Below are 26,170 nucleotides of genomic sequence, written 5' to 3'. Positions count from 1 at the left end.
TTTGAGAGTGGATTAAAAATGAGCGAAGTAATAGATAAAAATTATGCGGGTACCATAGTTCTAAAATGTACTAACTGCGGTGGGCATCTAGAGGTTGATAAAGAAAATGATACCGCCAAGTGTCCGTTTTGTGGTACATCAAAGTTGCTTATAGAAAGCGATGAAGTGGTTATTGAACGTATTAGAAGCAAAACTTTTAAAGATGTTGCAAGTGAGAAGATACAAGCCAATAAAGAGCTGGAACTGACTAAACTACAGCTACTGAATCAAGAAAAAATAGAAAAAAAACTTGGCAAAATCCGAAAAAGCCCATTAACTGTAATCATTGCCATAATTACGATAGCTTCGTTTTTTGCAGCTATCGTTGCCTATCAGCAAAAATATTTAATATCAGCCATTTTTATGGGGTGTCAAACCCTGTTGTTCTTTGTGGCCTGGCTTATGAGGATGAGGGTAATTAAGGGTGCAGGGATGCATTTACATTCACTATCCTCAATGCTGGCAATACTTCTGATAATTCCTTTTTTTATGTTTATAGGTGTAGAGCATATAAGTTATGATACGTATGTTTGGCCCGATAATAATCTATCCGCTATGTTGCCTAAGCCACAATCTAACTATGGGGAAATTAAAAGAGATACAGCAGACGAGTTTAACATGATGATTGGCAGAGTTAAAGAAAAGGACTATAATGCTTATGTAGAGGAATGTATAGAAAAAGGGTTTTCATTAAATAATTTCAGAACTGAATCATCGTATATTGCTTATAATGAGAGTGGTGCTGAATTAAACATAAGTTTATCTCCTCGCTTAAAAGAAATGGATATATCAATTGCAGCACATAAAGAATTTTATGAATATATATGGCCTGGACGAGGATTATCTGCGCTACTGCCAGAACCGGTTTCTAAATTAGGCGTTATTAATAATGAAACGGAAGACCGTTTTAGGATAACGGTTGCAGAAACTTCAATTACCGAATTTAATAAGTATGTTAATGCTTGTATAGAGGCAGGATTCACAGAGGATATGTTTAAAAGCGAACACGACTTCTATTCCAAAAATTTAGACGGGGTGAAAATTGAGATTGAATATAATGTAAATGATATCATGGAAATTCTTGTATATATTCCACAGCTTCTGGAATGATACTAGTGCCGAAGGATTGATAAAGTAACAAAGTAAGTCTGCCCAATATGGGTGTTTTGAAGGATGATTAAAAATGAGCGATGCGATAGATAAAGATTATGCGGATTCCATAATGCTAAAATGTGTTAATTGTGGTGCACACATGGAGGTTGATAAAGAAAATGATATCGCCAATTGCCCGTTTTGTGGTACGTCAAAGTTACTGGTCGAAAGCGACGAAACCGTCATTGAACGCATTAGAAATAAAACTTTTAAAGACATTGCAAGTGAGAAGATACAAGCCGATCAAGAGATTGAACTGGCTAATCTGCAGTTACTGAATCAAGAGAAAACGGAGAAAAAACTTGGCAAAATCCGAAAAAGCCCATTAACAGTAATCGTTGCCATGCTTACAATAGTTTCACTTTTTGCGGCGATAGATGTCTATCAAGAAAAATATTTAATATCAGCCATTTTTATGGGATGCCAAACCCTGTTGCTCTTTGTGGCCTGGCTTATGAGGATGCGGCTAATTAAGGGCGCAGAGATTCATTTACATTCACTATCAACAATGCTAGCAATCATTCTGGTAATTCCTTTTTTTATGTTTATAGGTGTAGTGCATAGAAGTTATGATATGTATGTTTGGCCCAATAATAATCTATCCGCTATGCTGCCTAAGCCACAATCTGACTATGGGGAAATTGAAAGCGATACTGTAGACAAGTTTTGCATGATGATTAGCAAGGTCAAAGAAAATGAATATGATGATTATGTAGAGGAATGTATAGAAAAAGGGTTTTCATTAAAAGCATCCAGAACTGAATACGAGCATATTGAGTATAATGCTTATAATGAGAGCGGTGCTGAATTAACAATAAGATTCTTTCCTCATTTGAAAGAAATGGAGATATCAATTGTAGGGTATGAAGAATTTTACGAATTTATATGGTCTGGGCTAGGATTATCTGCGTTGCTGCCAGAACCAGTTTCTAAATTAGGTATTATTAATACTGAAAAGGAAGACAGCTTTAGAATAACTGTTGCGGAAACTTCAATTACCGAATTTAATAAGTATGTTAATGCTTGTATAGAAGCAGGATTTTCGGAGGATATGCTTAAAACTGAAGACCATTTCAGTTCTGAAAATATAAACGGGGTGAGAATTATTATTGAGTATAATGTAAGCGATGTTATAGAGATTCTTGTGTATGTTCCGTAGTTTCCAGAATGATAGTTTTTGATGCGAGTGCCAGTTTGGCGGTTTCCAACAGCCGTGCATGAAACATATCGTACATAGAGCGAAAGGTTAAATTAAACCTAAACAAAGATGAGATGCTAAATAGATAGGAATGATTGTTGAGAATTAGTGTATTTTTAGTTTTCATATACGACAGTAGGCAGATGTGGACAAATGAGAGCAGAGTATATCAAGGAACATCATCATTCCATGCATTTGGAACTGGTATTTGTAGGAAAGTCCACCGATTCCCTATCACGCCAAGAGAAAAATTAGTATTTTTCAAAATTCATCCTCAATCCGCACATAGTCCTCCCACAACTAGCCCCCTACCAAGGAGCACAATCAATTAATCCCACCCCATAATCCTCACTCCCACTAACAGTCACATCCATAATTAACCTTTGCATAATCCCACTGGATTGATGTATCTGCTTCCACAATATATCGGTAGCCGCAACTGCCTTCTTCGTTATATCCTGCACAATCATAGGAAACGGCATAGCTGCCCCCGAATCAGCAGCATCAAAACAAATCAGCATAGAATCAGGACAAATACCGGTAGTGCATATAAAAGCATCATTAATTGAATGCGCAAATACTCCGGTTTCAGCATCTAATTTTCCTGCCGATTGCCGAAGCCCCTCTAAAGAAAGCCTGCAAATAGCCGACAAATCATAAGTTCTGGATATAACATCACAAAAACCTTCCAATTGCCGATCCTGCTGAGCAGCGCTATATGCCTCATTCTCCAGGAAGACAAACCGGCAGCACTTTTTTCCAAGCATATATTCAGCAGCAAGCATACCGGCCTTGTAGTCATCCACCCCCACATTAGAGCACAACCTGAGGGAAGAATACGAATCGGTGAAGACCACCGGATAATCCTGCATGGTGAGCTCTTCTGCTATGTTATCAAAGTCCCCCAGAAGGATAGCGCCATCCACATTGAATTTCTCCAGCATGTCCATATCATTACTGCCATCTATATTGTATACAGCAGGCAGATACCCTTTCTCCTGAATAAGTCCGATTAACTCCTTCAGCATATACAAGCGCATCCTGCTATGAAATAAGCTGTCCGGTTCCCTCTGCAAAATGGCAATGATTCTCGACTCGTTCACTATGAGGCTTCGGGCGGAAGGATTAGGAACAAAATCATATTTTTCAATTAAAGCCTGTATCTGTTTCCTCTTTTCATCGGATACTTTGTTAGGTACATGATTGATAACTCTGGAAACCGTGGTGGGGCTTACTCCCGCCTCTTTGGCAATGTCTTTTATGGTAATCATGGAAGGCTCCTTTTGTGCTTCGATTCGGAAGTGGTCTCGCGGCGGACGAGGGAAACAGGAAGCATGGCGCTTTCGGAAGCTACACCTTCTCGGCCGATCTGGCTTAAAAGCAACTGCGCGGAAGTCCTTGCCTTATTGGGGATATCCTGTCGTATCGTGGTGAGGCCGGGAGATGAGTGTGCACATATAATGGAGTCGTCAAAACCGATGATGGATATATCTTCGGGGATACGAATATCCAATTCCAACAGGCGATTCATCATATGGACGGCCAGGCGGTCACTGGTGCAGAACAAAGCACTGATTTCCTTCAGCCTTTCTTTCATCTCTTCCGCCGCATTTCGGAAAGCGGAATCTCTTTCATCCGCTACCAGAAACATATTTTTGCTTAATAATCTGATATTCTCTTTTTCAAATTCCTCTGAAAATCCTTTAATACGTTCACTAATAGCGCCGGCTTTGCTATAGGAGTACCAATAGGAGAGCACGGCTACATTTTTGTGGCCCAGATCAAGCAGATGGCGGGCCGCCAGACGTCCGCCGCCGTAATCGTCGGTACCGACTTTATTGATGTTTCCCGAAGTGGAATAGCTGTCGGTAAACACAATTGGGATTTGTATCTGGTTGTTGAACTTGTGGACGGTGGAATCAGGGGCACCTACGATAATGGCTCCGTCCACCTGCCAGTATTTGAGTATTTTTATGGCCTGATCATAATCCTCTACGGATAAAAGCATGAGATAATAACCGGCTTCTTGTATTACACGGATGACCTCTCCAAAAAATTGAGAGTGAAAAGGATCCTCCAGAAAATTTTCTTTACTATAGTTGAGCACCACTCCTGCAATAATTTTGGTATTGATACGGTTGCCGGAAATTCCAGCCTTTTTTTCTTTTCCATAGTTGGTATCTTCTATAATCGAAAGTATTTTCTGTACATTTTCCTTGGATACTTTTCCAGCCTTGCCGTTTATCACATTAGAAACAGTAGCCGGGCTCACATTGGCTAATTTGGCAATTTCCCGAATGGTCATAAGGAGTGTCCTTTCTGATAGTAGTAAATGCGTTAACCTAATGATATAAAATACATTTGCAATAGTCAAGGCGATTAGCGGCATTTTGTCGATTTGTTTACCTATTTGTTTACCTAAGTAGTAAATAATAAGCTAAAGAAGATATGAAGCCATAAATGCGATAAATCAAGCCTGAAGGAAATAATATATAGGAAAAATACACTAATTATAATAATAAGTATTGACTTTTATGTGCAATAAACATATAATCACAATGGGAAAACGAAAAACCTAATAAATTACCAACAAAAGGCGGTTAAAAATGGAAAGAGACAGCAAGAGATTAAGAAATAGTATGATATATTCCGTATTCGTCCGCAATCATACAAACGAAGGGACTTTCCGCGGGTTGGAAAAGGACCTTGAAAGAATCAGAAATCTTGGAACGGACATCATCTGGCTAATGCCCATATACCCTATAGGCAGAGTGAGCAGGAAGGGAACTTTAGGAAGTCCTTATGCGATACAAGATTACAGAGGAATTAACCCTGAATACGGAACAATGGAGGATTTCCTTTCTCTCGTGGGAAAGATACATAAGTTCGGAATGAAATGTATTTTGGACATAGTATACAATCATACTTCACCTGACAATGTGCTGGTAAAGGAGCATCCGGAATGGTTTTATAAAAAATCGGAGGGTGGATTCGGGAATAAGACCAGTGACTGGACCGATGTGATTGATCTCGATTATAAGAACAGAGAGTTGTGGCAGTACCAGATAGACACACTGAAGTTTTGGGCAGAAATGGTGGATGGATTCCGCTGTGATGTGGCATCTCTTGTTCCCGTTGAATTCTGGAACGAAGCAAGAAGGGCCGTGGAGGAAGTACGCCCGGGATGTATATGGCTTGCGGAGACAGTGCATCCGGGTTTTATCATAGAGAACAGAGAACAAGGGTTTATAGGGCACTCCGATTGTGAGATATATCAAGCCTTTGACATTACCTATGATTATGACATCCGTTCGGCTTGGGAAAGGTGCTTGAAAGGGGAAATAACGTTAAATACATATCTGAGTGCTATCGGGCAGCAGGAGAGCATGTACCCTGAGGATTACTGTAAGCTGCGTTTTCTGGAAAATCATGATAATCCCAGAGCTGCCGATATGATTTCAGATAAACGCAAGCTTGTGAATTGGATGGTGTTTTCCTGCCTTTTGAAAGGAACAGCCCTTATTTACGCTGGGCAGGAGAGGATGATGAAGCATGCCCCCGGATTATTCGACAAGGATGTGCTGAATTGGGAGGGTGACAATGACTTGAGCAGTCTGATTCAGAAACTGTCCCGGATAAAGAGAGATGACCTGTTCAGAGAAGGACGATTCAGTGCAACTGCGCAGGAGGAAGCGGGAACCATACTGATGAGGTATGAAAAAAAGACAGAGGGAATACTTATCATCGCGAATGTGGGATATAAGGCGGAATGCATAATCACGAACCTGCCGGAAGGCATATATAAGGATGAGTTGACTGATCTGGAGATACCAATAAGAAATGGGGAAATCACAATGACCGGAGAACCTTTGGTAATCAGATATCACCGGCAATCAATGTAATATTTTACACAGAGGTGTTTATGGAAGATAAAATAAGAGCTTTTTTGAAAAGGAGATTCCTGTTTTCAGGAATTTTTGAAGCAAGGACAGTAGGAAACGGAGCGGGAATATTACAATGCGTGTTTGTAGGGATGATATTAGCATTCTCCCTGTCTCTGGAGATGCACCGGCTGGATGCAGATGCTGTAGCATTGGCATTTCCGGGATTGACCCGGGAGGGATATCAGATGTTGTCCGCAGCTTTAGGCATTCTCATATATCCTCTGACTATTGTGCTTAATCTGATTTTTACGGCTATGGTGAGCGGTATGGCCATGATGCTCAATTATGGGGCTGTATGCAGATTTTCCTATGGACAATTTTTCCGGTTCATATCGTATGCGGCTACCGTACCGGCGATTTTGGCCTCTGCAATCGGCGCCGTACTATCGGTTGCTTTCGTATATCTTGTATATAACTTCGGTTCAGTACTTTTTGCGTTATTTATATTTATGCGCAAGCAGAACCGCCTTACGGAAGAATTTGTCCGTGGAGGATTAGAGGAAGAACGGATAATACTTGCTGAATCTGCAAAGAAGGCTGCGGATAGAAGCAGGATATCATCATAAAACAAAAAAAGAAAGGAAAAATCTATGAAAAAGTTTACTGCATTTTTACTAATTGCCGCTATGGTGGGGACACTGGCAGGGTGCGGCGGCAGAACTGGCACGATGTCTACGGGAGGAAGCACAGAACAGGGCGGTGCATCATCGTCGGGAAGCGGGGAAGCGGATGCATCCGGTCTTATTGATGACGGAGGTATTTTCTGGAATACGCAAACGCAGATGTACGAGTTGGAAGAGGAAGTGCTGAATGGCACGGCTACATTGAAAGCCTGGGTGGATAATGATGGGTTTGCAGAGGCATTGCAGACAGGATTCATGGAGAAATATCCCGGTGTAAATCTGGAAGTAATGGTAGTGAGTACCGGAGATGCCGCGGATAAAATGGCTCTTGAAGGCGAGGCAGGCACCGGTGCGGATGCATTTATGCTCGTTCATGACAATATTTCAAAAGCGATGAACTCTTCTATCATCGGTATGTTCGGTAGATATGATGAGCAGATCAGAGAGCGTTATCTGGAATCGGCCGTTGGAGTGGTTGATATTGACGGACAGATTTACGGAGCTCCCTTGTTGATTGAATCAGCAGCACTCTTTTACAATAAAACTTTGCTGAATCAACTGGCAGCGGATGGGTACATAGCCAGTGCAGATGTCCCGGAGGACTTTGAGGATATCAAGGAAATAGCAAAAGTATACAATGATGAACGCAACAACAAATGGACCATGCGCTGGGAAACCGGAAATGCCTATATGAATCATTATGTGCTGACAGCGTTTGGCTACGAGTTGTTCGGACCTGACAGGAATGATCCCGAAAAGTTGAATCTTTCTACGCCGGAAGCGATTAAGGGTCTGGAATATCACCTGTCCTTAAAGGAAGTATTCGATGTTCCCAGTGCGGACACCAATTGGGATACTACAGTAGTGGAGTTTGGAAAAGGTGAGACACCGTTCTTGTTAGTAGGGCCTTGGGCGATAGAGGAAGTGGCAAAAGGTGCGGAAGAGAACGGATTTGAATTCGGAATAGCCCCGCTTCCGAAGGTAGACGGCAATCAGGCTTATACCTTCTCCGGTGTTCAGCTTGCATGTGTTAGTGCATATTCTAAGTATCCTGCAGCGGCAAGAGCTCTTGCCATGTATATGGCCGGGGATGAGATGGCGGAATTCCTTTACGGCTCGCTGAATAAGATACCTTCCCTGAAGGAAGAATATGCGAATAAAATTCCGGGACTGAAAGATGATGAAAGAGTGCAGGGTGTTATGCAGCAGGCCGCTTTTTCACAACCTATGCCTGCCATCAAGGAAACAGAGTACTACTGGACAGTGGCTGAGACCATGATGCGTTCTGTGTGGGATGGCGTGATGACGCCGGAAGCTGCGGCACAAAAGGCCCAGGAGGACTACAATACATTACGTTCCACGGCAGAATAAGAGCTTGAAACATTCAGAAAGGGTGGGTTAATCTATGAGTTCCCAGGGGGTTAAAATAAATCCGGTAATACCGTCCTGTATGTCGGCCGTCATATGGGGAGCAGGGCAGGTACTTAATAAACAATATTTCAAAGGTCTGATTTTCTTTCTGTTTCAATGCTTGTTTGTGGGTGTGGAACTTTTTACGGGAAATTATTTTACATATGATTTTGTAATAAGAGAAAATGGAGGCTTTTTTGTAAAAGGCGTGTGGGGATTGGTTACCCTGGGGACAAAGCCCCGTCAGATGACTCTGGCGGGGCTTACAGAAGGGGATCATTCCATAGTACTCATGATATCCGGCATCATTGCTGCTCTGATATTTTTTATCTTTATTGCTGTCTTGTGCTGGAATGTGTCGGATGCTTTCAAGACAAGGAAAGAGTACAACGAAACGGGTAAGATTCTAGATACAAGGGATTATCTGACGAAGCTATGGTCTTCCATGTTCCATTACATAGTAATGCTTCCAGCCATATTTCTCCTGATTTTTCTGGTGTTAATGCCCATATTGTTTTCCTTTCTGGTTGCATTCACCAATTATACAAAGGCGAATATGCCTCCTTCCAATCTGGTCAGATGGGTGGGATTTAATAACTTTAAGAGCATACTGACTCTTTCTGCCTGGAGCAGGACATTTGTGGGAGTATTCACATGGACGATAGTATGGGCAGTATTATCAACGGCAACTTGTTTCTTTGGAGGCTTTTTCCAGGCGGTGCTGATAAATAGTGACAGGATAAAGGCAAAGAGAATATTCCGGGGAATATTGATATTGCCCTGGGCGATTCCGGGATTTATCTCTCTGCTCGTATTTAAAACGATGTTCAATGGGCAGTTCGGACCTATCAGTCAATTCCTTATTGATATTGGACTTACACAGACCCGGATAGCTTGGCTTACTGATTCCGGCAATCCTAATCTGGCCCGCGCAGTTCTTGTGCTGGTAAATTTGTGGCTGGGTTTTCCTTATTTCATGGCTCTTATGTCGGGGGTTATGACAGGCATATCCAAGGAGTATTATGAGGCGGCAAAGATAGACGGCGCAACCTCTTCTCAGGAATTTTGGAATATATCTTTTCCTTTGGTTATGCGGTCAACAGCACCGCTATTGATTATGAGTTTCTCTTCCAATTTTAATAACTTCGGTGTGATATATTTTTTCACGGAGGGCGGCCCGATTAATCCCTCTTACCAGTTTGCGGGTTATACGGATTTGTTGATCAGCTGGATATACAAACTGACATTGGACCAGCAGCTTTACAGCATAGCGTCGGTGATGTCCATACTTATATTTATTATCGTGGGCAGTATAGCAATATTTAACTTCCGCAGGACGAAAGCATTTAAGGAGATGTAGCCATGGGAAAAAGAAAAAACGATGTGGATCTGGAAAATAGAAAAGCAAGGATAAAAAACAGAATGACCACTGCCCTTATCTATCTGGAACTTGTAGTGGTCAGCCTCATAGTGCTTCTGCCGGTAACATGGATTGTCGGTTCCTCCTTCAACCATACTTCTTCTTTGGCGACCAGTAGTATAATACCGAAAAATCCAACACTTGATCACTATATTGCGCTGTTTCAAGAGACCGACTTTCTGAAATGGTATGGAAATACTCTTAAAATCGCGGTTGGTAATATGCTGGCTTCTGTAGTAGTTACCACGCTGACAGCTTACGTCTTTTCCCGGTTTCGTTTCAAGGGAAGAAAGGGAGGACTGATGACCATATTGGTACTACAGATGTTTCCTTCCTTTTTGGGCATGACGGCTATATATATCCTGTATCTGAACTTTAACTTGCTGGATAACCTGGGTGCACTGACAGTAACTTATATTGCAGGGCAGATTCCTTACAATACATGGCTTATGAAGGGATACTTTGATGGAATTCCTCAGAGCCTGGATGAGGCGGCCATGCTGGACGGTGCATCGCGGCTGCGTATCTTTTATCAGATCATTATGCCTTTGGCGGTGCCTATGATTACTTTTTTGGCGGTTACTACCTTTATGTCTCCCTGGATGGATTATATTTTTCCCAGACTGCTGATTTCGTCGGATAAAAATAAAACACTGGCTGTAGGCTTGTTTGAAATGATCAATGGAAATACAAACAATAACTTTACTATGTTTGCAGCAGGAGCCGTCATGGTAGCTGTTCCTATCACCATTCTGTATATGTGCCTGCAAAAATACCTGATACAGGGTATTACTGCAGGAGCGAATAAGGAGTAGTGAAACAGCGGTGTCGGAAAGGATTATATATGTGGAAAAGAACAATAAGGATAATATCCGGATTTGTCTGGGGAGTATGGCTGCTGCTTGCTGCGGGGATACCGGTCAGTGCGCAGGAAGAGGTTGACTCTTATAGATTACGGGTACATTATTATAGATATGATGAGGATTATCAAAACCTGTCTCTGTTGGTGGGACCCAAGCTGGAGACAGAAGTGCCTTTTGTGGAGATGCAAGGCAGTGCAGAGGTTGAAGTAGAATTGACAGATGTGTCATCTGAGGACAGAGTGCCATTTCAGGTTCTTCGAAGCGGAGAAGTGGCAGACCATAAAGATAGCTGGTTTAAGACCGCAGATGCAAATGATAAAGGAGTGATTGACATTTATTTAAGACAAGGATCACCGGTGGTAGCTCTTGCAAAGCAGGATACCTCACATTCCTTCGGGGATGTGGTGTTGGAAAGCCTGACCGGTGTGTATGTAAAAGTGAAGATTCCAATCCGGACGGAGGATGCGGACTTTATTTTGTATAATGGAGAAGAGAAGGTATCGATTGGAGCAGTAGAGGCTCTGAATGAAGGAGGGAAGGACTCTCTGTATGGGACGCTGGAAAATGGCTATGCTTCCGAATTCATGATTACCTGTCTGGAGCCGGTGAAGCTGGGGCAGGAAATATTAATTGAAAAGAAAGGATGGGAGCCTTGTGCGGTAACTATGGGCAGTATCTATGACTCGCCGGAATTCAACAGAGATTACGTATATGACGGTGATGACCTGGGGGCGTCTTATACGAAGGAACAGACGTGCTTCAAACTCTGGGCTCCTACAGCGGCATCTGCACAGGTTCTGTTGTATGAAACAGGAGATGGAAATGAGGAACCTGCAGCTCATGATATGAGCAGGGGAGAGAAAGGAATCTGGTTTCTTGAGATCCAAGGTGATTTGAATGGTCTGTATTATACATATAAGGTAACGAGAGAAGAAAAGGAATATGAAGCCATAGACCCTTATGCAAAAGCCTGTGGAGTAAACGGAATAAGAGGGCAGATTATTTATATGGAAGGGACTGATCCTGAGGGATTTCAGGAAGACGCTTACCGTTTTATCGGAAGCCCCGTCGATGCCATAATTTATGAGCTGCATGTGAGGGATCTTTCCACGTATGAAGATTCCGGCATTCAGGATAAGGGAAAGTTCGGGGGTCTTACCGAGGCGGGAACTACAACATCTGACGGGACCAAAACAGGTCTTGATCATATAAAGGAGTTGGGCATTACTCATATCCAGCTTCTTCCGGTGTTTGACCAGAAAAGCGTTAATGAGAAAAATTCAGGAAATTCTTTTAACTGGGGATATGACCCCATGAATTATAATATACCCGAAGGCAGCTATGCTTCCGATGCGTATGACGGGAGCGTAAGGGTAAAAGAAATGAAAGAAATGGTACTGGGCCTCCATAAGGAAGGAATAGGTGTGGTTATGGATGTGGTCTATAACCATACTGCCGATAACTTCGAGAGCAATTTTCATAAATTAATGCCCGGTTATTACCATAGGATGAGTCCTCAGGGAGGTTTCTTGAATGGATCTGCCTGCGAAAATGAGACCGCTTCAGAGCGTGCGATGATGCGTAAGTTTATAATTAACTCCGTAACCTACTGGGCGAAAGAATACCACATAGATGGCTTCCGGTTTGATCTTATGGGGCTGCATGATATGGAGACTATGAATGAAATCCGTAAGGCATTGGATGAAATAGACCCTGATATTCTCATGTATGGAGAAGGCTGGGATGCGGGTTCTGCCGGAATACCGGAAAGCATGCAGTCGGTGAAAAGAAATACGTATCAGATGGATGCGCGGATTGGAGCTTTCAGCGATGATATCCGTGACGGCATCAAAGGGAGTGTATTTGAGGCTGCCCAGCCGGGATATATTAACGGTAATCCGAAACGTACTATGGACATTCGTTTTGGGATTGCAGGAGCCGTAAATCATCCGGGAGTAAATATTTCAAAGGTCTCTGCGAGTAACAATTTCTGGGCGGCTCATCCCACACAGACAGTAAACTATGTGTCCTGCCATGACAATTATACCCTTTGGGATAAATTAACGGCGTCAAAACCCGATGCCGATGAACAGGAGCTGATGGCCATGAACAGGCTGTCGGCCGCTATAGTACTCACCTCTCAGGGAATCCCATTTTTCCAGGCAGGAGAGGAAATAGGACGTTCGAAAAATGGGGATCATAATAGTTATAAGTCTTCGGATTTGATAAATCAAATCAACTGGTCGGAGAAAGCGGAGCGCATAGATTTGTTCCGGTATTATCAGGGGCTCATAGAGCTTAGAAAGGAATGTCCCCTTTTCAGGCTTAAGACCGGTGATGAGGTTCGGGAAAATCTGTCCTTCATAGAGGATGTACCCGACAGGGTCGTGGCTTATACCTTAAGTGACTCCGATAATAAGTTTCTTGTTATTTTTAATGGAGATGAACAGAAATATGAGCTTTCCCTTCCGGACCGAGGATGGGATGTGCTGGTGGATGGGAAGAATGCAGGAATCATGACTCTGTACTCGGTAGGTGACCGCCTAACCGTGGAATCCGGAAGCGCGTATGTTCTTTTGTATACAGGAAAAGTGGGCCTTGGAATAGAAAAAATAATGGCTTTGCTATTCGGTGCGTCAGCGGCATTGGCGGCTGGTATTGTATACATAAGGCGCTGGAGAAAGGGCAGAGAGAAGAAAAGGTTATAAATATTGTGAGATTAAATCCCAATTCATATACCTGGGTAATACGGTATGCGAATTGGGATTTCTTTATATTTGTATAAGAACATTAAAACATATTTGCAATTAACACAGTATCTGATTTATTGGCTTTATAATGCTGTCAGGACTGTAATTATCTATTTTTATGTTCGCTGCCTTTTTCAATGTTTCATTTAACTGACAAACAAAGGCAATTAAGAATGTTAGCGTCAAGTAAGAACCTCAAAATCTTAGCTGTCCTTTGATTCTCTATCACAAAGATACATTTCTTATATCTCTGACATTCCTTATATTTCTAACATTCCTATTCAGCCAATGCCTTCCCACATTACGATACAAAAAAGCCATTACTCTTGACATTTCCTGCCGATGCTCCCCAAACAGTTCATCCGGACTATCATAGACTCCAAAGTCCTGATTGATCCCTTCACTCTGAATATAAGTGTTATTACCATTCCAATCGATTACAGGATTCTTAAAATCCTTAACCGCAACGCCATATCCGCAAAAAGCCCCTTCGCAATCCTTATTTATCTTATGCAATTTATCCAAATAGGCCTTATCCAATATGAAGCCTTCCAGCTCATACCAGGTATTATCGTAAAATACTTCCACCCAACTATGCAGCACATTGCGGGGAGCATTCTTATATATCAATCCCGTCATAGCGCCCTTTTGCAGTTCCTTGTCAATGGTAAATCCATGCACTCTGCAAGGGATTTTAACTGCTCTCAACAATGCCATAAAAAGAGTTCCCTTCGTATTACACTGCCCATACCCATCGGACAAAACCTTAGACGCAGCGATACCATCATCTACGTTATACCCGAATAGAATTTCATCCCTTACATAATTATATACCGCTTTAATCCGGTTAAATTCGTCTAACTCTCCCCATCTTTTCTCATTTACCAAAGCCTGTATCTTGCAATCGGAAAAGTCCAGCATCCTGGTTTCCATTAAATATCTATCCATTTGCATTATTATCATATCCTCTCTTAATCTATTATGAGAAAATGATACCCCCTGTTTTGTCTAAAGTCTTTCAAAAACCTGCTATTTTAAAACAGCGGTAATGGATATTCCGGTCTGCTTTTTGCACATGGCCGCCAGATGCGCCGCACTGGAGAACCCGGCCTCTAATGCTGCATAAACGATAGAGTGTCCTTCCAGAACCAATTTATAGGCTTTTTCCAGCTGCTTAATATTTAGATATCCTTTTAAGGAGCTGCCGGTTTGTTCCTTGAATATATGGGAAAGCCTTCCGATTGAAATAAAATTTTCCCGTGCAATTTCTTCCAGCAGGCTTTCCAAATGGCGATAATTCTTGATATCCACGATAAGCTTTGCCACACGTTCATCCCTTGCATCCGGCTCACCGTGCTTCCCATCGTTTTCTTTCCTCGGCAAATTCATTTCGCGAAGTAAGCTTTCTATAAACGAAACGACTTCATGCTGCAAGCCATCAGCAGGATAATCCTGGGTTAACATAATGCTTTCTGACAATATACTTTCAGCTCCCGGAAGATAATCGGATTTTAGTTTTTCTGCCAAAAGACTTGTAGGATCGATCAAAAGAAATAGCTGGCACTGTTCTCTTGGAGGCATCTGGTGCTTGACGTTTCTATCCACGATTAATACTCGATAACAATGCTGATTTCCTTCCTTTTCCGATAGCAAAAAGATATGAAGAAAATTATGTTTGTGAATAGAAACGCTTTTAAAAGTTGGAATGACTACGATATAGTCATTTTCAAAATATATTTTACTCACGGATGAACTCCTTCTACTGCATAGGCCGGCGGTTACTTGTGCAAATGGTATTGTAATGCTCTGGCAATATAATCAGAAGCACCTGTCCCATACTTTTCGTCATTAATTGCCTTGATTGTATCATGAGAATAGCCCTCTATTACCAGATCCCAGAATCCTTCACCCATATCTATTCCCAAATTATTTTTATTTGAAAATTCAATAATTTCATGAATAATGTCCTGGATTTCACTGGAGGAGATATCTCTGGTCATATCAGAAGTCAGTTTAATGTATAATTCATCACTTTTTTTCATAATATCATCCTTATTTTCGATGATAGCATTTGACTGTTCCATTAATTCTGAGAAATGTTCCAAATTGTATTTCATGGCTTCCGTATATTTTTCCACGCTGCCGAATTGCTTAATAGCAAGCTTTGATACATTAGATTCATCGTCCTTGACTTTTTGAATAAACTGATTGAAGTTCTCGATGCTTCCCCAATACTTAATTATATCATCTTTCTTTTCGCTTTTGAATTGTTCCAAGGCCTCAATATATTCACTTAGGTCAAATTCTTTAAAACTCATATACTGCTCTCCCTTCTCCAATCTGCTTAGAAGCTCGATCAGCTTGTCTATCCGGTTTCGCTTTAGACAGAGCAGTTTCTTTTGCTTCTTAAAAGCCTCGATTTTATCGAACTCCGGCCTTTGCAGAATCTCTTTGATTTCTTTCAGTTTAAAATCAAATTCTCTAAAAAGTAAAATTTGCTGTAACTTTTGCAATGCCTCATCACTGTATAAGCGATAGCCTGCCGGTGTCAGTTCGCTTGGCTCTAAAAGCCCGATTTCATCATAGTATTGCAGAGTTCTTATGCTTATTCCCGTTAATTCAGCAACTTGGCTTATCGTCTTCATAATTACCATCCTCTTAAAATTAAAAAAGTAATGCAGAAACTTACTTATAAATATCTTATCCTTTCTCTTAGATAATATATTACACTATCACGTTGCGTGGGAGTCAATACATTTTTCTTGAGCTAAAGCAAATAGATTTCCAAGAAATGTAAGATAAGCTGTAACAAAGCGTCGACATAATCATAAACTTATTTAATGTTCATGATGGATGTTTTATATAATTGCAGGTAAAATATACTTAGATATAGAATAAAAAGAAAGGATGCAGGAAGATGGATAATTATTTTGATTTAACAGGAAAAGTAGCAGTAGTGACAGGTGCAAGCTCCGGACTTGGGGCAGATGCCGCACTCGCCTACGCAAAAGCGGGAGCAGATGTGGTGCTGCTTGCAAGGCGAGCGGAAAAGCTGGATACAGTAAGGGTTGAAATTGAAAAAACAGGAAGAAAAGCGATAGCACAGGCCTGCGATGTCACAGATGAGGAAAGTGTAAAGTCGGCAATCGGTAAAATACTGGAAGTCTTCGGTCAGATTGACATTTTGCTGAATAATGCAGGGATAGCGGTGCGAGGCGGCGTAGACAGCATGACGGTGGAAGAATGGGATAAGTCCTTTGACACAAATGTAAAGGGAATCTTTCTGGTAAGCAAGTATGTCATTCCCCATATGAAGGAAAACAACTATGGTAAAATTATCAACATTGCGTCTATCAATGCAGTTGTTGCGGATAAGTCCGACCTGTTTATCAGACATTCCTACAATTCTTCTAAAGCGGCAGTGGTAGGCCTGACCAGAGGTATGGCGGCATCCTATGCAAAATACGGTATCACGGTAAATGCTATTGGGCCGGCACTTTTTGAAAGCGAGATGACGAGCGGAACATTGTTTAAGTCCGAGGAATTTCTGAAGGGATATAATTATTCTAATCCTACGGGCCGCCCGGGCAATCGGGGAGAATTAAACGGCACGATTCTTTACCTTTCCAGTGATGCTTCCAGCTATGTGCAGGGACAGTTTATTATTGTGGACGGCGGCAGCTCCCTAGTGTAAAAGAAAGTAAAAACAACCGGTTTCCGGAAGGAAAGGAAACCGGTTGTTTTATTTAAAATCAGAACAGTCCGAATTAAGCTCAAATGTCGGTCTTGTCTTACGCATTTTTGCTGTAATCAGCATATTAAACTGTCTGTTACAAAATGAGTTATTAAGGTAAAATATATCCATAAGTTTTGATTGAACATAATCATATCGGAGTTGTCAATGAAAATATAACAGTGTATATGAGTTTCTATTCAAAGCTATTTACGGCGTACTATGTGAAATTGCTACTACCAAACAATATTATTGACAACGGTTAATTAAAATGATAGAGTAACATGTGATACATAACGTGAGTTACTTATTGGAGAGGAGAGATTGCTTTGCCGCCCAAAATAAGAATTACACAAGAACAAATTATAAATACATCTATTCGTATTGTTAGAGAAAGGGGCATAGAAAACTTAAATGCTCGTGCAATTGCAGAGATGATCGGATGCTCTGTACATCCAATATTTCGCGTATATAAATCAATGGACGGATTAAAAGATGAAGTTTATAAAGAGACAGAAAAAATATACAATGAAATAATGTACGAAGTTATGAGCGATCCTGATAACAGATTTTTGAATATAGGCTTAGCATATATTGAATTTGCAAAGAAGGAAAAGAATTTATTTAAGCTGCTATTTATGTCAGATGCATTTGAAAATAAAAGTATGCTGGAAATTGTCGGTTCAACAGAAGGTGATGATGAAGTTTTAGAAATGATAGGCAAAATGACCGGCTTAGGTAAACAATTTTCTCAGGAATTGTATGCGGGAGTTTGGCTTACAGCACATGGCATTGCATCAATGTATGCGACAAATAATTGCCGCTTTAGTGATGATGAAACAAGAAGATTATTAAATAATTCATTTAAGGGATTGATGATAAAATTGAAGATTGAAGAGGAAGAGAAATGATGAAAGAACGATTCAGAAAAAGACATCCATATATATGTGCTATAGGTGCGGCATTTTTATGCACATTTATGACCGGATTAGGAACTGCAATACCACAAATTTTAAATTTACAAATAGAAATGCAGCTTATTGTAACTACTATCTTTTTGATTTTTTCTGTTTTTATAAGCCTGTTCATAATTAATAAAACGGGTTTATCATTAATAGAATGCGGGTTTAGGCTGCAAAAAAGAAATACACTAAAGAAGGTCATGCATTACATTCCTCTGGTTTTGATAGAAGTCATAGCTATATTATTATTAGGATTTTCAGCAGAAATAACAGTAAAACAATATATTGTTCTTTTATTATTTGTAATTGCGGTAGGATTTAATGAAGAAATATATTTTAGAGGAATTGCATATAATTTTCTGCTTGTAAAGGGAAGCAAAACTGCCATTATTTTTTCATCAATTATATTTGGTGTGCTGCACTTAGCGAATGCACTTAATGGTAAAAGTTTAGTATATCTCATATTACAAATGATTTTTGCATTTCTGGTTGGCTTTGTTCTTGCCGAAATAGTAAGTATTACAAAAAGTCTGTGGTTTTTAATCATTTGGCATGCACTTCATGATTATATTGCAAGTATAACCTGTGAAGATTGGGGTATAAAAGCAATTATCACCTTGGCTTTACAAGTGTGTATATTATTAATTTATGCAATTGTCATATGGAAAACGTGCAAGAAGCTTGAGACGGATAATTTAAGGTCAGATAATTTAGAGACTATATCTTAAAAGATGTATATCGGTGGTCGTATTTGACACCCGCTTACTTATAAAAGCCTAAAAATTGACAGAATACAAATTTAGTACAATGTACTTTTAAACAGGGTTGTTGCAAATCAGAGATCCCACATTTTGCAGCAGCCCTGTTTATATTATAGGAAAGACATTGTTGCTTTAACGTATGAAGGTATTGCCTCCTATGATATTAAACACGAGTGGAAGACACTCGTGTTGTCCTTTGGGCAACGATATGCTCTGCTACGCGCGGAACAAAAGCTGTGCTGTTAAAGTATTTGCCCGCGAGAGTGTACGAAGCACTCTCGTATTCTACATTTTATCTTGTTTTCTAAAAAGAGATTTTCACCTTTGAGGGAACTTGCCATTACGGGGAGCGTTCCTATACCAATCTCGTTACGGCACCCTTCTGCAATTCCCTATCTGACGAGTATATCATTTTAAAGAAACGATTGCCTAGTGATAGATAAATGGTATAACAAATGCTATAATATCATGAAAGATAATGAATACGCTATTTGAATGAAAATATAGCATACGAAAAAAGCAGTTATAGTCATACATGACTTACAATAGGCACAACGAAGGAGGAGGCAATGGATTTTCATAAAATATATAAACCATTAACCGCCACTCCCTTTGCCTGTGGCCCGGACTACATGGAATTCGAGCCGTGTGACGCGCTGAAGCCGTTTGTCAGGTGTTTCTGGGGCAGCAGTAAGCCTTACATACGGCCCCAGACGGGTATCCCTGTGCAAGGGTTGGTAACGCCGGATACCTGCATGGACATTATTTTCGATATCAATTATACAGAAAATACTCTGGAAGGAAGCTTCTGCGGAATCGATGACAGATCCTTTTTGAGCAGCCATATAGACGACAAGCGTGTGGAGCTTTCCACCTTCGCCATTCGTTTTTACGCGTGGAGTGCAGTTCTCTTCTCGGAAGAATCCATGAAGGATGTTAAGAATGAATTCTTTCATGTGGATTATCATTTTTCCAAGCTCAGGAAAGAACTTCAGCCTCTTTTGTTCGACATGATAAATATAGAGGATAGGATTGTCATTGCGGAAAGGTTCTTGTTAAAAAATATCCATTTGGAGAGAAGCAATCCCATTGTCATGGAAGTGGTATCTGAAATTCTGCAAAGAAAAGGAAATCTCAGAATCGAGCAGCTTTCCAAAGACATTCATATAAGCAGCAGACACTTGGAACGGATATTCCGGGAAAATATAGGTGTCTCTCCCAAAAAGTTCTCCTCTCTTATACGGTATCAATATCTATGGCACGACATGCTGTTTCGAAATGACTTTAATATTCTCGATGCGGTATATGAGCTTGGCTATACGGATCAGGCCCATCTGGTAAATGATTTTAAGCAGTTTCATACCATGTCCCCTCAGGAGGCAAAAGGCTTCGCAATGAAGGGTGTCGCATTTTTACAAGAAAAATAGAGATAATCTTGTAGAATTAAGGGGAGAAGAATCATAATCAGAGCGTTATGCTTGAATCCAAAGATATCGTATCAAAGGAAGGGAAGGTATGAAAAATGAGCTTGAGCTGTTGCGGAACGGATTGCAGTACCTGCGCTTGCTACGGCAATTTGTGCAAGGGATGTAACGAAAGTATGGGGAAGGTGTTCCATGCGCCGGAGGGAAGGGCATGTGCAATTTATGAGTGTGCTTTAGGAGATAAGAAAGTGGAAAGCTGCGGAAAATGCGGAGAAGTACCCTGTGCTGTTTGGAGGATTACGCGTGACCCCCAGTTCAGCGATGAGGAGTTTGAGAAAAATATATGTGAGAGAGTCGGTAATTTGAGGACATATATGACTGAAAAAGCATAAAATTAAATAATAAAACAATCAGGTCTATTTATGTGTTCCGGATTGTCGCAAATGGAATTATGGCTGGTATTCTGCGGAATACCGGCTTTTTTGTTGATAATGCGGCCTGCTATGAGGAAAGGGTAAGGGACAAAGGAGGACAATGGAAAGTCACTGTAAAAAGTAAAAAAATAGCGATTAAAGTAATAAATATTAAAAAATTGCGGTAAAAAGAGTGCATTTTATCCGGTAAAAATCCTTTATTTTCCATGTTAATATAGAAAAGGTGAAAAAGAATCTGTCAAAGGGGACGGCGACGATGATAAGAAAAAAGGAAACAGAAATAAGGGCACAAAAGAAGTCAGGCATAAACGGGGATATAAAATTAGATAGAAAAGTGAGTAAAAAAGCAGGAAAGATGGAAAGCATGGGGAAGAAAAAGGCCAAAAGGGGTCTCAGCTTAAAGGTTCAGCTTACAGCTGGATTTTTGATACCTGTGTGCATGGTAGCCTTGGTGGGGAATTTTGCGTATAACAAGGCTTCAAAGGGCATGCTGGATAACTACGGGGAATCAGCGAGAACGGCCTTACAGATGACCGCCAAGCTTCTGGATTTCGGCTTTGAATCGGTGGATTCGGATTCTATCCAGCTATTCAACGATTCCAATGTCAAGAACTATGTGTCGGATACCTACAAGAACGATCAAAGCGCTAAAAATGATGCATTTACGAAAGCCCAGACCTTGATTACGACGAAGCAGAACAGCAATAAGTTCATCAAGGACATTATTATCGTTACCGCGGACAGTTTGAACGATTTGGCAACTACCACCGGAAAGGGCGACAAGACCGGATTCTACGACAGCTTCATGGCACAGAGCAGGGAGATAGCGGATAATCCGGATAAGTCAAAGACTTGGGCGGGGGAGCATCCGGTACTGGACACACGGTTTGGAACGAGCAGCAATAATTATATATGCTCCCAGTACCGGATGGTGAGCTCGAAAAACGCCTGCGTAGTCATCGATGTCAGCACCCAGAGAATTGAGGAAATCTTAAATGATTTGACTCTCGGGGATGGAAGTATTGTCGCTTTTGTCACGGCGGACGGACGGGAAATCTATTCCGGCGAAAATAACGGATTTACATTTTCTGACAAAGAGTATTACAAAAGCGGCATGGAGAATGAAACCGGCAGTTATAGTAAAGATGTGGAGTACGATGGAAAGGAATACCTCTTCATGTACAACAAGTGCGAGGTAAATCAGGCGGCTGTCTGTGCCATGACGCCCAAGGCCAGTTTGATGAAGGAAGCCCTGAGCATTAAGAACGGCATATATCTGTGGGTATTTCTATCCTGTGTGGTAGTATTAATTGTAGGAGCAACCATCTTGTTCGGAATCAGCCGGAATATGGGAAGCATAACGAGGAGGCTCGCCAAGGTTTCCCAGGGAGATCTGACCGTAGATATGCGTATCCGTGACAGAGCAGAATTCGGCAGGCTCAGCGGGCATATTATGGAGACGATTTCCAACACTAAGAAGCTGATTATGGAAGTAAGGGATACTTCACTTCAGGTAAACGGCTGCGTAGGCAATGTAAAGCAAGCAGGAACAGAGCTTAAGGCATCTACGGAATACATTCAGGGAGTTATGAAAGAAATCGAAGGCGGCGTAGGAAGCCAGGCGCAGGATGCGGAACAGTGCCTTCAGAAAATGGACTCGTTGTCCGGCAAAATACTGAGTACCGTAGAAAATGTAAAAGAAATGGAAGGCTTGGCCGACGATACCCGTAAAATGATAGGCGAAGGAACAAAGGGCATGGATACTCTTATCGCCCAGTCCACAGAAGCGGGAGAAATAACGGGACAGCTTTCAGAGAAAATAAAGCTACTTTCCGAGAAGATTAACAGCATACGGATACTTACCGATACCATCGACGAGATTTCCGAGGAAACCACTCTGCTTTCCCTGAATGCCTCCATAGAAGCGGCAAGAGCGGGAGAGGCAGGAAAGGGCTTCTCGGTAGTGGCAGAGGCCATCAAGAAGCTGGCAGACAGTGCGAAGAATTCTTCCGAGGAAATAAGAAAGGTCATCGAAGCCATCGAAGGAGTTTCCGGCGATACCATCAAGGCATCGGGACAAGCCGGCAAAATTGTGGAATCCCAGAGCATTGCGGTAGAAGAGACGAGACGCCGGTTCTCCGATATGAGCCGGAACATGGAAAAGCTGCTTCAAAATATTTCCTTAAGCGTTCAGGATGTGGAAGGAATGAACGCCAACCGCAGTGATACCTTGAATGCCATTGAAAGCATATCCGCGGTATCGGAGGAGACAGCTGCAGCAGCGGCTTGCGTGGATGAAACCGTTAACACGCAGGTACATCAGGTAGAGCAGCTATCAGAGGCTACGAAAGAGTTGGAAAACAAGATGGATGAGCTGCTGGAAGCAATCCAAATGTTCATCGTTTAAAGGGTAGTCGGAAACACAGTGCTTGATATAAAAAAAGAGAACCGTTCATTATCTGATAAATAGTGAACGGTTCTTTCTTTTTGTAATAGGGAAGAGTATTTATTACATAAAAAATAGATGAACAGGTACTCGTGTCAAGCGAAAGCCGCGCTGTTGAAGCGTCTGGTTACGAGAGTGAGCGAAACACATTTTTGTTTATATAAATAGAAGACACCTTGTTGCGCAAAGACGTGAAAGCGCAGCCTTCCCGGTGTTATAAACACGTGTATTTTCGACTCGTGCTGCCCCTCGAATAAACGAGACACAGCTTTACGTGCAGAAAGAATCAGTTAGGCTTTTGCTTCCTGCCCGGATTACATTACACAGTCACCGTAACCTCCTTGTTCCCGCTTCCGGTCAGCGCGATAACAGTATCTGCGCCATCCTGCGATAAATCTCCTTCCGAAGCAGAAATTCCTTTTACATTGATAAGGCGTAACGTACAAGGTTCGGCAGCGGCAATAGATACCTTAATCGCATTCCCAACCTTAATAGCTTTTATTTTGAAAGCTTCTTTACCCGCCATATCATACACGACACTGGAAGCCTCATTTCCTTCTTTCAGCGCATAAATACGGAACTCCGGGTCCTTGCCGTAATCATAGTCCGGTCTTTCGTCAGTATAACCAAGTGTTACAACAGAATTTTCCTTTATCATAAGAGGAATGCTCATATATCCATGGGTTTCCGTAACCCAGGCAGGTCCCGTCTTTACTTTTCCCGTAAAGAAATTGGTCCAAGTGCCTTCCGGCAGATAATATTCCGCGAGGCTTTCGTCATTGAAAATAGGAGCGACTAACAAATTATCTCCCAGCATGTACTGTTTATCCACATAGTGGCAAGTCTTATCCCAGGTATATTCCAGAACCATACTTCTCATAGTAGGGATTCCGCTGACAGAGGTATCCACAGAGGTTTTGTAAATATAGGGCATAAGCCGTGCTTTCAGCTTTGTGAAGAATCTTACCACATCCACCGCTTCCTCGTCATATGCCCAAGGCACCCGGTAGGAGGAACTTCCGTGGAGACGGCTGTGCGAAGATAGTAATCCGAAGGCAACCCAGCGTTTATATACGTCGGCGGTAGAGGTGCTTTCGAAGCCTCCGATGTCGTGAGCCCAGTATCCGAAGCCGGACATTAACAGAGACAGACCGCCTCTTAAGCTTTCCTCCATAGACTCGTAATCGGACCAGCAGTCGCCGCCCCAGTGTACCGGGAACTTCTGGCCTCCGGCTGTTGCCGAGCGGGCAAACAATACCGCATTTCCCTTGCCTTGTTTTCTTTCCAGCAGTTCGTAAACGCATTTATTGTAGAGATACGTATAATAATTGTGCATTTTTTTCGGGTCGGAGCGGTCGTAATATACCACGTCCTCGGAAGGGATTCTTTCGCCGAAGTCCGTCTTGAAGCAATCTACTCCCATATCTAACAGTTCTTCCAGTCTGTCCTGGAACCACTTGTAAGCTGCCGGGTTGGTGAAGTCTACCAGAGCCATTCCGGGCTGCCACATATCCCATTGCCATACCTGACCATTGGTACGCTTAATAATATACCCTTTTTTTGTGCCTTCATCAAAAAGGCGGGATTCCTGCGCGATGTAGGAGTTGATCCATACGCAGATTTTCAGCCCTTTGTCCTTGATTCGCTTAAGCATGCCTTCAGGATCAGGGAATACCCTGTTGTCCCAGATAAAATCCGACCAGTGGAATTCCTTCATCCAAAAGCAGTCGAAATGGAAGGTGCGCAGAGGAATTCCTCTGTCCAGCATTCCGTCCACGAAGCTCATAACCGTTTTCTCATCATAATTGGTAGTAAATGAGGTGGACAGCCACAGACCGAAGGTCCAGGGTGCCGGAAGGGAGGGCTTGCCGGTTAAATCCGTATAACGGGTAAGCACTTCTTTCATGGAAGGACCGTTGATAAAGAAGTAATCGAGAACTCCGCCCTCCACAGAGAACTCTGTCTTTGTTACCATTTCCGTGCCGACCTCGAAGGACACTTTCTCCGGATGATTCACGAAGACACCGTAGCCTCTGTTGGTCAGAAAGAAAGGAATATTTTTGTAAGACTGCTCCGTGCTCGTGCCGCCGTCGGCATTCCATATGTCTACGCTCTGGCCATTTTTCACAAATGGAGTGAAGCGCTCTCCCATGCCGTACACCAGCTCGCCTACCGAGAGGGAAAGCATCTGACGGATATAGGTTTCCTCATTGTCTCCCCTGTCGTAAGCGTCGCCCAGCCAGTTGGTTTTCATAAGAGCGAGGTCTCTGCCGTTGCTGGAGGTAATGAATTTGCCATTCCTAAGCCAAGTCATAGACCAGTTCTTTTTCGTGATGACAAGGGTGAGAGTGCCGCTGGCAATGCGGATTTCTTCTTCGCTGTCAACGATAGAGAGAGAAAGTTCATCTGTAAGCGACAACTCGAATGCCGGGGCATCCGTTATCGTTCCCTTATGGTGATAGGTGCGGACCCTGATAATGTCCGGAGCGGGAGAAGTGATTTCGAGGGTCAGATTGATACCCCCCAGTGTGTCGCCTCTATGCCTGATATGATTGGTGGGGGCCAGAAGCGTTACCTTATGATTTTCTAATTTAGTAAAATAAATTTCCCGCGGTGCAAAGCAGGCGCAGCCTTCCTTTTGCAGCCAGCATCCATTGCTGAATTTCATACCTATGTACCGATCCCTTTCCTAACGAGTTAATGAGTGTTCTTTACTCTGTCGAATGTTCTCTACTCTGACGAGTGTTCTCAACTCCGACGAGTGTTTTAACTCGTTTATAATGTTATTTTAAGTACAGTTATTTCTCATTATAAGCAAAACTGATGCAGAAAAATACCGTTTTAATTTCATCTTTATTACCGCTATTTTTGGCTGTTTACAAATGAATCGGGTATTTATATACTAAGGGTAGAACGCCGTTACTGTTAACACAGTAGCTTAACACTTGCTGTTAAGCGGCGTAAGAACGTGATGCAAGAGATGATTTCTGCTTCGCAAAGCGAATTTAAAT

The 26,170-nt window shown here is 41.9% G+C and carries 20 protein-coding genes; 14 read left to right on the top strand and 6 right to left on the bottom strand.

The features are described 5' to 3' along the window. The first annotated feature begins 18 nt into the window (after positions 1 to 18). Together CC90_RS0112970 and CC90_RS0112965 are read left to right on the top strand one after the other, a co-directional pair. The gene (locus CC90_RS0112970; RefSeq protein WP_031391195.1) at positions 19 to 1,149 is read left to right on the top strand and encodes a DUF6591 domain-containing protein; all 1,131 of its coding nucleotides are present in this window, start codon (positions 19 to 21) and stop codon (positions 1,147 to 1,149) included. 73 nt (positions 1,150 to 1,222) lie between these two features. After that, positions 1,223 to 2,350, top strand: a complete 1,128-nt coding sequence (locus tag CC90_RS0112965) for a DUF6591 domain-containing protein (protein WP_031391194.1) — start codon at positions 1,223 to 1,225, stop codon at positions 2,348 to 2,350. Positions 2,351 to 2,697: 347 nt separating this feature from the next. On the opposite strand, the gene CC90_RS0112960 is transcribed toward CC90_RS0112965, so the two are convergent. Continuing rightward, positions 2,698 to 3,660 carry a LacI family DNA-binding transcriptional regulator gene (locus CC90_RS0112960; RefSeq protein ID WP_031391193.1) on the bottom strand — a complete coding sequence of 321 codons (963 nt, stop codon included), beginning with the start codon at positions 3,658 to 3,660 and terminating at the stop codon, positions 2,698 to 2,700. Then, positions 3,657 to 4,694: a LacI family DNA-binding transcriptional regulator gene (locus CC90_RS0112955; protein ID WP_031391192.1), complete on the bottom strand. Its 1,038-nt coding sequence runs from the start codon at positions 4,692 to 4,694 to the stop codon at positions 3,657 to 3,659. Before CC90_RS0112955 ends, CC90_RS0112960 begins: the two co-directional genes overlap by 4 nt. A 301-nt stretch (positions 4,695 to 4,995) precedes the next feature. On the opposite strand from CC90_RS0112955, the gene CC90_RS0112950 reads away from it, so the two are divergent. From CC90_RS0112950 to pulA, 6 genes are read left to right on the top strand one after another with little or no spacing between them, the layout of a single operon-like run. Continuing rightward, positions 4,996 to 6,291 carry an alpha-amylase family glycosyl hydrolase gene (locus CC90_RS0112950; RefSeq protein WP_031391191.1) on the top strand — a complete coding sequence of 432 codons (1,296 nt, stop codon included), beginning with the start codon at positions 4,996 to 4,998 and terminating at the stop codon, positions 6,289 to 6,291. A 20-nt stretch (positions 6,292 to 6,311) separates the two neighbouring features. After that, positions 6,312 to 6,899, top strand: coding sequence for a hypothetical protein (locus CC90_RS0112945; protein WP_031391190.1), 588 nt, complete (start codon positions 6,312 to 6,314; stop codon positions 6,897 to 6,899). A gap of 24 nt (positions 6,900 to 6,923) precedes the next feature. Next, the gene (locus CC90_RS0112940) at positions 6,924 to 8,327 is read left to right on the top strand and encodes an extracellular solute-binding protein (RefSeq protein WP_051869554.1); all 1,404 of its coding nucleotides are present in this window, start codon (positions 6,924 to 6,926) and stop codon (positions 8,325 to 8,327) included. A 34-nt stretch (positions 8,328 to 8,361) separates the two neighbouring features. Continuing rightward, a complete protein-coding gene (locus CC90_RS0112935; RefSeq protein ID WP_031391188.1) occupies positions 8,362 to 9,726 on the top strand; it encodes a carbohydrate ABC transporter permease in 1,365 nt (454 codons plus the stop codon). Between the two features lie 2 nt (positions 9,727 to 9,728). Further along, entirely contained in the window at positions 9,729 to 10,601 is an 873-nt protein-coding gene (locus tag CC90_RS0112930) for a sugar ABC transporter permease (RefSeq protein WP_051869552.1), read from the top strand. A 29-nt stretch (positions 10,602 to 10,630) separates the two neighbouring features. Beyond that, complete coding sequence (gene pulA / locus CC90_RS0112925; RefSeq protein ID WP_051869551.1) at positions 10,631 to 13,357, top strand: type I pullulanase; 2,727 nt, start codon at positions 10,631 to 10,633, stop codon at positions 13,355 to 13,357. A gap of 267 nt (positions 13,358 to 13,624) precedes the next feature. Here the strand turns inward: pulA and CC90_RS0112920 are convergent, their stop codons facing one another. The 3 genes from CC90_RS0112920 to CC90_RS0112910 all read right to left on the bottom strand — a co-directional run bounded on the left by CC90_RS0112920 (position 13,625) and on the right by CC90_RS0112910 (position 16,044). After that, on the bottom strand, positions 13,625 to 14,362 hold the full coding sequence (locus tag CC90_RS0112920) for a transglutaminase family protein (RefSeq protein ID WP_330373230.1): 738 nt from the start codon (positions 14,360 to 14,362) through the stop codon (positions 13,625 to 13,627). Between the two features lie 66 nt (positions 14,363 to 14,428). Then, the gene (locus CC90_RS0112915; RefSeq protein ID WP_031391184.1) at positions 14,429 to 15,145 is read right to left on the bottom strand and encodes a helix-turn-helix domain-containing protein; all 717 of its coding nucleotides are present in this window, start codon (positions 15,143 to 15,145) and stop codon (positions 14,429 to 14,431) included. Between the two features lie 32 nt (positions 15,146 to 15,177). After that, on the bottom strand, positions 15,178 to 16,044 hold the full coding sequence (locus CC90_RS0112910) for a MerR family transcriptional regulator (RefSeq protein ID WP_031391183.1): 867 nt from the start codon (positions 16,042 to 16,044) through the stop codon (positions 15,178 to 15,180). A 272-nt stretch (positions 16,045 to 16,316) separates the two neighbouring features. Between CC90_RS0112910 and CC90_RS0112905 the strand changes: the two genes are divergently transcribed. From CC90_RS0112905 to CC90_RS0112875, 6 genes are all read left to right on the top strand, one after another. Further along, positions 16,317 to 17,093: an SDR family NAD(P)-dependent oxidoreductase gene (locus CC90_RS0112905; RefSeq protein ID WP_031391182.1), complete on the top strand. Its 777-nt coding sequence runs from the start codon at positions 16,317 to 16,319 to the stop codon at positions 17,091 to 17,093. A gap of 368 nt (positions 17,094 to 17,461) precedes the next feature. After that, positions 17,462 to 18,043 carry a TetR/AcrR family transcriptional regulator gene (locus CC90_RS23210; RefSeq protein WP_051869547.1) on the top strand — a complete coding sequence of 194 codons (582 nt, stop codon included), beginning with the start codon at positions 17,462 to 17,464 and terminating at the stop codon, positions 18,041 to 18,043. Continuing rightward, positions 18,040 to 18,822, top strand: coding sequence for a CPBP family intramembrane glutamic endopeptidase (locus tag CC90_RS0112895; protein ID WP_242843305.1), 783 nt, complete (start codon positions 18,040 to 18,042; stop codon positions 18,820 to 18,822). Before CC90_RS23210 ends, CC90_RS0112895 begins: the two co-directional genes overlap by 4 nt. A 602-nt stretch (positions 18,823 to 19,424) precedes the next feature. Continuing rightward, positions 19,425 to 20,282 (top strand): helix-turn-helix domain-containing protein, encoded by an 858-nt coding sequence (locus CC90_RS0112890; RefSeq protein ID WP_031391179.1) that lies wholly within the window; start codon positions 19,425 to 19,427, stop codon positions 20,280 to 20,282. Positions 20,283 to 20,377: 95 nt separating this feature from the next. Beyond that, on the top strand, positions 20,378 to 20,671 hold the full coding sequence (locus CC90_RS0112885) for a DUF3795 domain-containing protein (RefSeq protein ID WP_051869544.1): 294 nt from the start codon (positions 20,378 to 20,380) through the stop codon (positions 20,669 to 20,671). Positions 20,672 to 20,969: 298 nt separating this feature from the next. Beyond that, positions 20,970 to 23,120, top strand: a complete 2,151-nt coding sequence (locus tag CC90_RS0112875) for a methyl-accepting chemotaxis protein (protein WP_031391177.1) — start codon at positions 20,970 to 20,972, stop codon at positions 23,118 to 23,120. A 358-nt stretch (positions 23,121 to 23,478) separates the two neighbouring features. Here CC90_RS0112875 and yicI read toward each other — a convergent pair whose 3' ends face one another. After that, positions 23,479 to 25,827, bottom strand: coding sequence for an alpha-xylosidase (gene yicI, locus CC90_RS0112870; protein ID WP_031391176.1), 2,349 nt, complete (start codon positions 25,825 to 25,827; stop codon positions 23,479 to 23,481). Positions 25,828 to 26,170 lie beyond the last annotated feature (343 nt).

Origin of the sequence: Kineothrix alysoides, assembly GCF_000732725.1 — a bacterium.
Lineage (GTDB): Bacteria > Bacillota > Clostridia > Lachnospirales > Lachnospiraceae > Kineothrix > Kineothrix alysoides.
This window is presented reverse-complemented; position numbering and strand designations above follow the sequence as displayed.

Coding starts and splice junctions, on each gene's coding strand:
- CC90_RS0112930 (WP_051869552.1), top strand. CDS start 9,729: ATGGGAAAAAGAAAAAACGATGTGGATCTGGAAAATAGAAAAGCAAGG.
- pulA (WP_051869551.1), top strand. CDS start 10,631: ATGTGGAAAAGAACAATAAGGATAATATCCGGATTTGTCTGGGGAGTA.
- CC90_RS0112955 (WP_031391192.1), bottom strand. CDS start 4,694: ATGACCATTCGGGAAATTGCCAAATTAGCCAATGTGAGCCCGGCTACT.
- CC90_RS0112960 (WP_031391193.1), bottom strand. CDS start 3,660: ATGATTACCATAAAAGACATTGCCAAAGAGGCGGGAGTAAGCCCCACC.
- CC90_RS0112910 (WP_031391183.1), bottom strand. CDS start 16,044: ATGAAGACGATAAGCCAAGTTGCTGAATTAACGGGAATAAGCATAAGA.
- CC90_RS0112885 (WP_051869544.1), top strand. CDS start 20,378: ATGAGCTTGAGCTGTTGCGGAACGGATTGCAGTACCTGCGCTTGCTAC.
- CC90_RS0112935 (WP_031391188.1), top strand. CDS start 8,362: ATGAGTTCCCAGGGGGTTAAAATAAATCCGGTAATACCGTCCTGTATG.
- yicI (WP_031391176.1), bottom strand. CDS start 25,827: ATGAAATTCAGCAATGGATGCTGGCTGCAAAAGGAAGGCTGCGCCTGC.
- CC90_RS0112920 (WP_330373230.1), bottom strand. CDS start 14,362: ATGATAATAATGCAAATGGATAGATATTTAATGGAAACCAGGATGCTG.
- CC90_RS0112905 (WP_031391182.1), top strand. CDS start 16,317: ATGGATAATTATTTTGATTTAACAGGAAAAGTAGCAGTAGTGACAGGT.
- CC90_RS0112890 (WP_031391179.1), top strand. CDS start 19,425: ATGGATTTTCATAAAATATATAAACCATTAACCGCCACTCCCTTTGCC.
- CC90_RS0112895 (WP_242843305.1), top strand. CDS start 18,040: ATGATGAAAGAACGATTCAGAAAAAGACATCCATATATATGTGCTATA.
- CC90_RS0112970 (WP_031391195.1), top strand. CDS start 19: ATGAGCGAAGTAATAGATAAAAATTATGCGGGTACCATAGTTCTAAAA.
- CC90_RS0112875 (WP_031391177.1), top strand. CDS start 20,970: ATGATAAGAAAAAAGGAAACAGAAATAAGGGCACAAAAGAAGTCAGGC.
- CC90_RS0112965 (WP_031391194.1), top strand. CDS start 1,223: ATGAGCGATGCGATAGATAAAGATTATGCGGATTCCATAATGCTAAAA.
- CC90_RS0112950 (WP_031391191.1), top strand. CDS start 4,996: ATGGAAAGAGACAGCAAGAGATTAAGAAATAGTATGATATATTCCGTA.
- CC90_RS0112940 (WP_051869554.1), top strand. CDS start 6,924: ATGAAAAAGTTTACTGCATTTTTACTAATTGCCGCTATGGTGGGGACA.
- CC90_RS0112945 (WP_031391190.1), top strand. CDS start 6,312: ATGGAAGATAAAATAAGAGCTTTTTTGAAAAGGAGATTCCTGTTTTCA.